Here is a 10,455-nt window from a genome sequence, read left to right on the forward strand (position 1 = left end):
CACAAGAACCAAAACAAAAGAAGAAAGTAAAAACAGAAAAATCATGTTCTGTAAATGGTAAAAAATGTTGTGGTGAATCAGATAAAAAAGAAGCATCATGTGATTCTAAAAAGAAAGAAAAGAAAGATTAACTTTTATCAATCTGTTTTTAAAGTGCATACAAACTTTTGTATGCACTTTTTTTTATTTAATTTTACCACATTAAATTATATTAAATGAGTCACGGAAAATTAAGAGAAGATAGTACTTGCCAAAATTGTGGCGATTCTGTTTTGGTACGTTTTTGCCCATCATGTGGTCAAGAAAATACAGAAACTAAAAAATCATTTCATTATTTGTTTACTCATTTTTTAGAAGATTTAGTGCATTATGAAAGTAGTTTTTGGAAAGCACTAAGATATTTGTTATATGCCCCTGAGAAACTTTCGCTTACTTATTTATCTGGTAAACGTATGGCTTTTATGGCTCCAGTTCGCCTGTTTATTTTTATCAATATTGTTTCATTTATTATTTTTAGTTCGTTTACTTTTAAAGAAATAGAAAGTGAAATTACTCAAGAAATTGCAAAATCAGAAAGAAAAGAAGACAGTTTAACAAGAGAAAAATTTGCATTAAAAGAAAATCAAAAAATTTATAAAAAGGAAACTCAAACAATTAATTCTAATAATTCTTTTTTAAAAGAAAAATTTAAAAAATTAGAAGAAAATTATACAACTAAACAAATCTTTCAAAAAGTATTTCAAAAATTAGCACAAAATTTGCCAAAGTTTTTATTCTTAGTTATGCCATTTTTTGCTTTAACATTGTGGCTCACTCATAATAAAAAGAAATGGTGGTATTTTGATCATGGAATATTTACTTTTCATTATTTTTCATCTTTTTTGTTTCTTTTGAGTCTAACTACATTAATAAATCAAATTCTAGGTTTTTTTAATTATGAAACAAATGGAGATTTTATTAGTATCGTATTTTTATACTTAAACTATTTATTTATAAAGGCTTTTGTAGTTTTTTATGAAGAAACTTGGATTAAAAACATATTTAAATTGTCAGTAATTTATTTTTTAAACACAATTATTTTCATGTTTGTTTTCGTATTATTTGGTATTTATATCTTATTAATTTTATAATGAAAAAAGTAATACTTATCACTGGCGGTTCTTCAGGAATTGGAAAAGCAATAGGCGAATTCTTATTAGATAAAGAGTATATTGTTTATGGTACAAGTAGAAATGCTACTGCAATTAGCCAATCAAAAATAAAATTAATTGATTTAGATGTTAGGAATTCGGAATCAATACAAGCTTGTATTGCTAAAATTATAGAATTAGAAGGCAGAATAGATGTGTTAATTAATAATGCAGGAGTAGGAATTACGGGTCCTCTTGAAGAAATTCCATTAGAAGAAATTAAAAACAATTTTGAAACCAATGTTTTTGGACCTATCGAGACTATGAAGGCCGTTTTACCTCAAATGCGTCTTCAAAAAAGAGGTCTGATTATTAATATTACATCCATAGCGGGTTATATGGGATTGCCTTTTAGAAGCGTTTATTCCTCGTCAAAAGGCGCTTTAGAATTAATTACCGAATCGTTGCGTATGGAGACTAAATCATTTGGAATTCATATTACCAATGTGGCTCCAGGTGATTTTGCTACCGATATTGCATCTAGACGATTTCATGCTCCAGTTCAAAAAGGATCTGCTTATGAAACAGTATATCAAAATCAGTTAAATATGATGAATGCACACGTTTCTGGTGGAAGTAATCCTTTAGAAATGGCTGTAGCAATACACAAAATTATTGAAACCAAAAATCCTCGTATTCATTATAAAGTAGGCGCTTTTATGCAAAAATTTTCTATTGTTTTAAAGCGTATATTACCAGATGGTATATATGAGAAAATTCTAATGAATCATTATAAACTTTAAATTAAATTAATTATGAAAAAAAATGTCTTATTTTACTTATTAGTTTTATCTACTGTATTTACATATGCACAAAACTCACCATTATCAAACATTGAAAAAAATAAAAAAAGCAATTTTTTAATTAGTGTTTCTAGTGGTTTTGCTTGGAGAGTTGGCGGTACGGCTAAAAATTTGGATGAAGTTCAAAAAGCAATTATTAGAGATTTAAAATCAGGTAATAGTATTGATGCGTCAGTTTATTACAAACCAGATCAAACAGGTTTTGGATTAAAATTTAATAAATTTAATGCATCAACTTCAGTAAGTGGAATTGATGTTGTGATGGCTGATAATTTTTCAATTGAAAACACTACTTTACATGTTACTGATAATATTACATTTATTGGACCTTCATTTTATATTGATGCAAATGACCTAAATTCTAAGCATCATGGAATGATGGATTTTGCTTTTGGATATTTAGATTACAAATCTATATCGAAAGTTTCAAATAGAACTTATGAGATTAATTCTGGTACTTTTGGAATGATAGCTAATATTGGATATAGATATTGTTTTAATAAATATATATCTGTTGGACCTCAAGTTAGTTTTGTTGGAGGGGTTTTGAAATCGTATGAAATAGACGGACCTAATAGTTTTAGAAAAAAAATAAAATTAGAGAAAGATAATTATGAAAATTTATGGAGAATTGATTTATCTTTGGGGGCAACATTTAGATTTTAATTAAAATTATATAACATGAAATTTTTTATTGACACAGCAAATTTAAAAGACATTGCTGAAGCACAAGCATTAGGTATTCTTGATGGTGTAACTACAAATCCATCATTAATGGCTAAAGAAGGGATTACAGGAAAAAACAATATCTTAAAGCATTATGTAGACATTTGTAACCTTGTAGATGGCGATGTAAGTGCAGAAGTAAATGCCTTAGATTTTGAGGGAATGGTAAAAGAAGGTGAAGAGTTGGCTGATTTACACGAACAAATCGTAGTAAAATTACCAATGACTAAAGAAGGAATTAAAGCGTGTAAATATTTTTCAGATAGAGGCATTAAAACCAATGTTACTTTAATATTTTCGGCAGGTCAAGCTTTATTGGCTGCTAAAGCTGGTGCCACTTATTGTTCTCCATTTTTAGGACGTTTAGACGATATTTCAACAGATGGTTTAAATTTAATTGATGAAATTCGTCAAATTTATGACAACTATAGTTTTGAAACTCAAATTTTAGCGGCTTCTGTGCGTCACACTATGCATGTTGTTAATTGTGCTAAAATTGGTGCAGATGTAATGACTGGACCATTATCTTCAATTACTGGATTATTAAAACATCCACTTACTGATTTAGGAATTGCTCAGTTTGTAGCTGATTTCGAAAAAGGAAATAAATAATATTTTTATATATTAAAAAGGCGTCCCGATAATTCGAGACGCCTTTTTTTATGTTTTTTATACGGATTTCTATTGCAAATAACTTTCAAAATTGGCATCAAACAAACTTACAAAAGCATTGTTTATAGTACCATTTTTATTTATAATTAGTGTTCGGTATACTTTATTAATTACCCATTTATTTTGTAATTCTTCAAAATCTATGGCTCTTAATTCTATGGAATTGGAATATTTTTTTGCTTTAATTTCTTTTAACCAATCTTCCTGAGTGTTATTAATATTTATGGCAATAAATTGAATATCTGGATATTTTGCTTTAAGTTCATCTACTTTTTTATGTGAATAGAAAGAATGCGAATCCGATTGTTTGGTCCAAAAATAAATAATTGTTTTTTTAGTAATTAGGTCATTAATTTGAACTCTTTTATTATTTGTGTCTACCACTCCAATTTCTGGTAACACATTATTATTTCTTAGTTTTTGAATATTACTTGCCGTTTCCATGACTTTAGATTTCATTTTTTTATCGGAAACCATTTTTGAATATAAGGTAAAAAATTTACCATTATTAACTGAACATTGATCTGAAAGTAAATACATGTTGGCTACATTGTTTATAACCAAATTTTTAACGTGTTTGTTTTTAACCAGCGTATCTACAATTTCAAGTTTTTTAATATTGTTTTCTAAACTCATATCGTCTAAGTTTCCTTTGTTTTTGGTTAGTACAATATTATTAAGCATGCTTGTCATGTAATTAATAAACGGAGAATAGTACAATAAATTGGCTTGATTCACATCAATTTTTTTTCTGTAATTGTAGTACGATTTTGGTAAATCGGTTTTGATGTTTTCCCCTGTTTTAAATTCGTGTACAATAGGAAAAACTTCTTTTTTGTAAGCGTAATTTAATAAAATATTGGCTTTTGCTACTTCATCAAATTCTTCAGACCAGTTAATAAATGATTTTCTTTTATTGTATAAATTTTTAATATTTTGATTAGAAGAATCTATATATTTTGAAAATATTTTTTCAGGTTTTTCATATACATCAAATAAATCATTTTTTAGTTTCATGTCTTTTAAATACAATTCCATCATGAAATTGTTTTTCTCATCTCCTCGTCCACAAAACATTAAGGTATTATCAAAATCATTGCTGTTTAAACGAATCATCAAACTATCATTTTTATCGAAAAACACATATTGATATTCGGGATCATGCTTAAAACTGTATAATCCAGGTGTTAATGAATCGAATTTATGAAAAAAGCGATTGTTTTCATCTAAATAAAAAGTGTCTACCACTTTGTCATTTTTCATAAATACAACAAAATTATTCTTTGGATTTTCAATTTCACCACCAAAGTACGCCACATGATTTTCACCCATGAAGCCATCTTTACAAGATACTAAAGAGGTTGTAAGAAGTAAGAAAAAAAAGTATTTAATGAAAATGTAATTTTTTTGCATAGTTTTATTTAAAGATAATAACAAATGTATTTGATTTAAAACAGTTAAGATGTTAATGTAGCGTTAAAAATTACAAATAGAATATTAAAATAAAACTGTGAAAACTCGTTGCTTTTTGCTAATTTTGCAGCAAATTAAAATAAAAAATACATGCTTACAATTTCAAATTTATCGGTACAATTTGGTAAAAGAATTTTATTTGATGAAGTAAATACCACGTTCACTCAAGGTAATTGTTATGGGATTATTGGCGCCAACGGTGCTGGAAAATCAACATTCTTAAAAATCATAGCTGGTGAAATGGATCCTACTTCAGGAAGAGTGATTTTAGAACCAGGGAAACGTATGTCGGTTTTAAACCAAAATCACAATATGTTTGATGAATTTACGGTTTTAGATACCGTATTAATTGGTAATAAAACGTTACATGCCGTAAAATCTGAAATGGATGCTTTGTATGCTGATTATGATGATAAAAATGCGGATAGAATAGGCGAGTTGCAATTGCAATTTGACGAAATGAATGGTTGGAATGCAGAAAGTGACGCGGCTACTTTATTATCAAATTTAGAAATTGAAGCAGAACATCATTATACATTGATGGGCGAAATGGACGGAAAATTAAAAGTTCGTGTGTTGTTAGCTCAAGCTTTATTTGGTAATCCTGATGTTTTGATTATGGATGAGCCAACAAATGATTTGGATTTTGAAACCATCGGTTGGTTAGAAAATTTCTTAGCAAATTATGAGAATACGGTTTTAGTAGTTTCACATGACCGTCACTTTTTAGATGCGGTTTGTACTCATATTTCGGATATTGATTTTGCGAAAATCACACATTATTCAGGAAATTATACTTTTTGGTATGAAAGTAGCCAATTAGCGGCGCGTCAGAAAGCCCAACAAAACAAAAAGGCAGAAGAGAAAAAAGCCGAATTAGAAGAGTTTATTCGTCGTTTTAGTGCCAATGTAGCGAAATCTAAACAAGCTACTTCTCGTAAAAAAATGATTGAAAAATTAAACTTAGATGAAATTAAACCATCAAGTAGAAGATATCCAGCTATTATTTTTGAAACCGAGCGTGAAGCGGGTGACCAAATTTTAAATATACAAAATTTATCAGCATCGCAAGACGGAGACGTTTTATTTAAAGACGTACATTTAAATATGGCAAAAGGCGATAAAATTGTAGTTTTCTCAAAAGATTCCCGTGCAACAACCGCTTTTTATGATATTTTAAATGGATTAAAAAAACAAGATTCAGGAACGTTTGATTGGGGAATTACTACTACGCAGTCGTATTTACCAGTTGAAAATCATAGCTTTTTTGATGGTGTTGATTTAAATTTAGTAGATTGGTTACGCCAATGGGTAAAAACAGAAGAAGAACGCGATGAAGTGTATGTTCGTGGTTTCTTAGGAAAAATGATTTTCTCAGGTGAAGAAGCCTTGAAAAAATGTAATGTACTTTCTGGAGGTGAAAAAGTACGTTGTATGTTGTCTCGAATGATGATGATTCGTGCCAATGTATTAATGTTAGACGAACCAACCAATCACTTAGACTTAGAATCTATTACTGCATTTAACAACTCATTAAACAACTTTAAAGGCTCTATTTTATTAACAACGCACGATCATGAATTTGCTCAAACCGTTGGAAATAGAATTTTAGAAATTACGCCAAATGGTGTTATAGACCGTTACATGACGTTTGATGAATATTTAGAGGACGATAAAATTAAAGAATTACGTACTAAAATGTATTTGTAATTTACGATTTAAGATTTTGGATTTACGAATTGTTATTTATAAAAAATCCCGAGTTTTGCTCGGGATTTTTCGTTAATACTATTTTTCTTCCAATAAATCTGGACGTCTGGTTAATGTGTGTTCGTAGGCTTTTTGTTCGCGCCATTTTTCAATTTCTGGAAAGTTGCCGCTTAATAAAATGTCAGGAATTTTCATCCCTTTATATTCTGCAGGTCGAGTGTAAATTGGTGGTGACAATAAATTATCTTGAAAACTATCCGTTAGGGCAGAGGTTTCATCATTCAAAACTCCAGGAATTAAACGAAATAAGGCATCGCATAAAATTACAGCACCTAATTCGCCACCTGATAACACATAATCTCCTATAGAAATTTCTTTAGTAATATGCATATCGCGCACACGTTGGTCAACACCTTTGTAATGTCCGCACAAAATTATTAAATTTCCTAACATCGACATAGAATTTGCCATTTTTTGATGTAGCGTTTCTCCGTCTGGTGTCATATAAATGATTTCATCGTAATCGCGTTCACTTTTTAGTTTGGTAATGCAATCATCAATGGGTTGAATATTCATCACCATACCAGCACCACCACCAAATTGGTAATCGTCAACGCTTTTTTGCTTATTGGTACTATAATCACGTAAATTATGAAAATGGACTTCTACCAAGCCTTTATCGATAGCTCTTTTCATCATCGAACCTTCAAACGGACTTCTAATTAATTCTGGTAAAACGGTAATAATATCTACGCGCATAGTTTTTTAGTTTGGAATTCTATTAAGTTGCAAATATAATCATCTATTTGGTCAAAAAACATATCAAAAAGATAAGAAACAAAAATTAGTTTATAGTTCTATTAATTCCCCAACAATTCCATACATCATTGGAATTTTATTACCAAATTTTTGAATGCGAAATTTACCAGGTACAAATTCTTCAGTATGACTAAAACAGTTATAATGCGAGTAGTCGTATTCTTGAAAATTTTTAATACTAATATTATGTTTTATAAGTGATTGAAATACTTCACTTAAACTATGATTCCATGTAATTGTTTGGTATTCATTTTCTACATTTCTATCGGCATACGTTCCTGTTTCTTCTTCGTAAATAGGTTCAGATTTAAAGTAATTGTAAAACACGTCATTAAAATCATTATCGTACATCCATACTACAGGATGAAACTCGAAAAACACTAATTTTCCGTTAGGTTTTAATGCGCCTGAAATAACAGTTGCCCATTTATCTAAATCGGGTAACCAACCAATTGTGCCATAACTGGTGTAGACGATATCATATTTTTCAGTAATGTACTGTAGCGTATCATAAACATCACAACAAATAAATTCGGCATCTAATCCTAATTTTTCGTTTAAAGACCTCGCTTTTTCAATAGCTTCTTCAGAAAAATCAATTCCGGTTACTTTTGCACCTAATCGAGCTAAAGACAAACTATCTTGACCAAAATGACATTGTAAATGCAAAATTCTTTTTCCGGTTACATCGCCTAAAGCTTCTATGTCTGTTTTTGGTAATGTAATTTTCCCGTTTAAAAACTGTTCTTGTTCGTAAAAATCAGAATCTATATGAATGGCCACTTTATTGTTCCAAGTTTTTTTGTTAATTTGAAGGTAATTTTCTGATTTCATTTTGATATAATTTTGCTTAAAAACCATTCAAATATAGTTAAAAAAGTAGTAAATTTGTACTTTAATTTAAAAAGAAAAAGCAATGCAAGACGGAATTTACGCTAAATTTAATACAGCAAAAGGTTCAATTTTAGTAAAGTTAACTCACGATAAAACACCTGGAACGGTTGGAAACTTTGTAGGTTTGGCTGAAGGTCAATTAGAAAATAAAGCAAAACCAATGGGTACTCCATATTATAATGGTTTAAAATTTCATAGAGTTATACCTGACTTTATGATTCAAGGAGGTTGCCCACAAGGTCAAGGAACAGGTGGTCCTGGGTACCAATTTGATGATGAATTTCATCCAGATTTAAAACATGATAAACCAGGCGTTTTGTCTATGGCAAATTCAGGACCAGGTTCTAATGGTTCTCAATTTTTTATTACACATGTTCCAACAAATTGGTTGGACGGTAAACATACTGTTTTTGGTCATGTTGTGGAAGGACAAGATGTTGTTGATGCAGTGGCTGGAAATGATGCTTTAGATTCAATTGAAATTATAAGAGTAGGTGCTGAAGCAGAAAAATGGAATGCTATAGAAGCATTTAGAACATTCGAAGGTTCACGTGAAAAAAGAATTTTAGAACAAAAACAAGCTGCTGAAGCGGCGATGGAAAAATTAGCCGCTGGTTTTTCAAAAACAGAAAGTGGTTTACGTTACCAAATTATTCAAAAGGGTAGTGGGAAACAAGCTGAAAAAGGTAAAAAAGTTTCTGTGCATTATCAAGGTGCTTTAGAAAACGGACAAGTTTTTGACTCTTCATACAAAAGAAAACAACCAATTGATTTTCAATTGGGAGTAGGGCAAGTTATTGAAGGATGGGATGAAGGAATTGCCTTATTACAAGTAGGTGATAAAGCTCGTTTTGTAATTCCATCGTATTTAGGATATGGAAGTTCTGGTGCTGGAGGGGTAATTCCACCAGATGCTACTTTAGTATTTGACGTTGAATTAATGGATGTGAAATAAGAGTAGGCAGTAATCAGTTTTTAGTAATCAGTAAGAATTGAGTAAAAAAATAACTTATAAAATCCGTTTCGATATCTTTTCGATACGGATTTTTTATATATTTGAAAATCTAAAAATAAAATAATGAAATCAAGAGTATTAATTGGATTAGTGATTGTATCAGTTGTATTTGCCTGTGCACCAAAAAAAGTTGTTGTAACAGAGGAAATTCCGGTTGTTAAAGAAATCGCAGCTGAAAAGTTAGAAATTACAGCTGAAGTTATTGCTGAAGGTAAAAATTTATATACCACAAGTTGCGCGGATTGTCATAGTTTATATGCAAAAGAAAGTTTTACTGCAGAACAGTGGAAACCGATAGTTATTCGTATGCAACAAAACACAAAACTTACGGATTTGCAACGTGAAAAAATTTATGCATATTTAACAACACCACAATTTTAATTTATAGGTAAAATCTACTTTGGTTCGTTTTTTGCGAACGTTCAATTATGAAGAAATTTATTTTACTTATTTTTATTTCATCTTTTGGCTTTTCGCAAGAAGGTTTACCGCATTGTGGGTATGATTTTACGACTTATTTGGTAGCCAACCCAATTGATAGTGCTACTAAAAAAATCATTAACGATTTGCAGATTGTTTTAATTGATAGCCAAGGAAATGAAGTAGTAAATACTAATAATGAGTTTAGTCTAATTCATAAAGATAAAACCTTAACTTTTGCTAAAAATTACAGAGTTACGCTGGCAAACGCTGAAGAAAGATGGTTTTACAACATTTGCGAAGACCAATATTTGCTGCAATTAAAAGCTAATTTTATTCCTGAAGAAAAAGGGTATTCAGTAAAAATTGAAGATCCACTTAAACGTTACCCAACAACACTTGTTCCTGTTTTTAATAGTAATTTATACGTTTTATGTACGACAAAAGTAAGAAGCTTTGGTCCGAAAATGACAAATAATATGATTACTATTGAAATGAGTAAATAGTTAATTTTCTGTTTCCGTAGGTGAAGTAACAGTACTATCTTTTACAATTACTTTTTTTGGAGCCGCTTCTTTCTTTATGATTGGAATATAAATTTCTGTTACCCATTTTGAAGGTTCATTTACTTCAGGAATTGATTTTTTATAAATTCCAATATAAAATCCTTTTTTGTCTTCGTTGAATTTTTTGGTTACAATGTAATTTCTTGTTTTAGCCCAAGCTTTTTTCA

Annotated in this window: 11 protein-coding genes and 1 pseudogene; 8 read left to right on the plus strand and 4 right to left on the minus strand. The window is 29.9% G+C overall.

The annotated features are described in order from the left end of the window. The first annotated feature begins 215 nt into the window (after positions 1-215). The 4 genes from KA468_RS09515 to fsa are packed head-to-tail and all read left to right on the plus strand — an operon-like array spanning position 216 to position 3,331. Positions 216-1,130 (plus strand): DUF3667 domain-containing protein, encoded by a 915-nt coding sequence (locus KA468_RS09515; RefSeq protein WP_291242707.1) that lies wholly within the window; start codon positions 216-218, stop codon positions 1,128-1,130. After that, positions 1,130-1,933: an SDR family oxidoreductase gene (locus KA468_RS09520; RefSeq protein WP_291242708.1), complete on the plus strand. Its 804-nt coding sequence runs from the start codon at positions 1,130-1,132 to the stop codon at positions 1,931-1,933. Before KA468_RS09515 ends, KA468_RS09520 begins: the two co-directional genes overlap by 1 nt. 12 nt (positions 1,934-1,945) lie before the next feature. Then, the gene (locus KA468_RS09525; RefSeq protein ID WP_291242709.1) at positions 1,946-2,659 is read left to right on the plus strand and encodes a hypothetical protein; all 714 of its coding nucleotides are present in this window, start codon (positions 1,946-1,948) and stop codon (positions 2,657-2,659) included. Between the two features lie 15 nt (positions 2,660-2,674). Beyond that, complete coding sequence (gene fsa, locus KA468_RS09530; RefSeq protein WP_291242710.1) at positions 2,675-3,331, plus strand: fructose-6-phosphate aldolase; 657 nt, start codon at positions 2,675-2,677, stop codon at positions 3,329-3,331. Positions 3,332-3,400: 69 nt separating this feature from the next. On the opposite strand, the gene KA468_RS09535 is transcribed toward fsa, so the two are convergent. Beyond that, on the minus strand, positions 3,401-4,804 hold the full coding sequence (locus tag KA468_RS09535) for a thioredoxin-like domain-containing protein (RefSeq protein WP_291242711.1): 1,404 nt from the start codon (positions 4,802-4,804) through the stop codon (positions 3,401-3,403). A gap of 150 nt (positions 4,805-4,954) precedes the next feature. Here KA468_RS09535 and KA468_RS09540 point away from each other — a divergent pair, with 150 nt between their 5' ends. Beyond that, on the plus strand, positions 4,955-6,574 hold the full coding sequence (locus KA468_RS09540) for an ABC-F family ATP-binding cassette domain-containing protein (protein WP_291242712.1): 1,620 nt from the start codon (positions 4,955-4,957) through the stop codon (positions 6,572-6,574). A 78-nt stretch (positions 6,575-6,652) separates the two neighbouring features. Here KA468_RS09540 and trmD read toward each other — a convergent pair whose 3' ends face one another. Both trmD and KA468_RS09550 read right to left on the minus strand, forming a co-directional pair. Continuing rightward, on the minus strand, positions 6,653-7,333 hold the full coding sequence (gene trmD, locus KA468_RS09545) for a tRNA (guanosine(37)-N1)-methyltransferase TrmD (protein WP_291242713.1): 681 nt from the start codon (positions 7,331-7,333) through the stop codon (positions 6,653-6,655). Positions 7,334-7,423: 90 nt separating this feature from the next. Then, positions 7,424-8,227 carry a bifunctional 2-polyprenyl-6-hydroxyphenol methylase/3-demethylubiquinol 3-O-methyltransferase UbiG gene (locus KA468_RS09550; protein WP_291242714.1) on the minus strand — a complete coding sequence of 268 codons (804 nt, stop codon included), beginning with the start codon at positions 8,225-8,227 and terminating at the stop codon, positions 7,424-7,426. An 82-nt stretch (positions 8,228-8,309) separates the two neighbouring features. On the opposite strand from KA468_RS09550, the gene KA468_RS09555 reads away from it, so the two are divergent. From KA468_RS09555 to KA468_RS09565, 3 genes are all read left to right on the plus strand, one after another. After that, on the plus strand, positions 8,310-9,242 hold the full coding sequence (locus KA468_RS09555; protein ID WP_291242715.1) for a peptidylprolyl isomerase: 933 nt from the start codon (positions 8,310-8,312) through the stop codon (positions 9,240-9,242). 123 nt (positions 9,243-9,365) lie between these two features. Beyond that, positions 9,366-9,683 (plus strand): cytochrome c, encoded by a 318-nt coding sequence (locus KA468_RS09560; protein ID WP_291242716.1) that lies wholly within the window; start codon positions 9,366-9,368, stop codon positions 9,681-9,683. A gap of 47 nt (positions 9,684-9,730) precedes the next feature. Continuing rightward, positions 9,731-10,228 carry a hypothetical protein gene (locus KA468_RS09565; protein WP_291242717.1) on the plus strand — a complete coding sequence of 166 codons (498 nt, stop codon included), beginning with the start codon at positions 9,731-9,733 and terminating at the stop codon, positions 10,226-10,228. Here KA468_RS09565 and KA468_RS09570 read toward each other — a convergent pair. Next, positions 10,229-10,455, minus strand: a pseudogene (locus tag KA468_RS09570) (hypothetical protein); the annotation flags it as partial.

Source organism: Flavobacterium sp., assembly GCF_017985075.1.
GTDB lineage: Bacteria > Bacteroidota > Bacteroidia > Flavobacteriales > Flavobacteriaceae > Flavobacterium.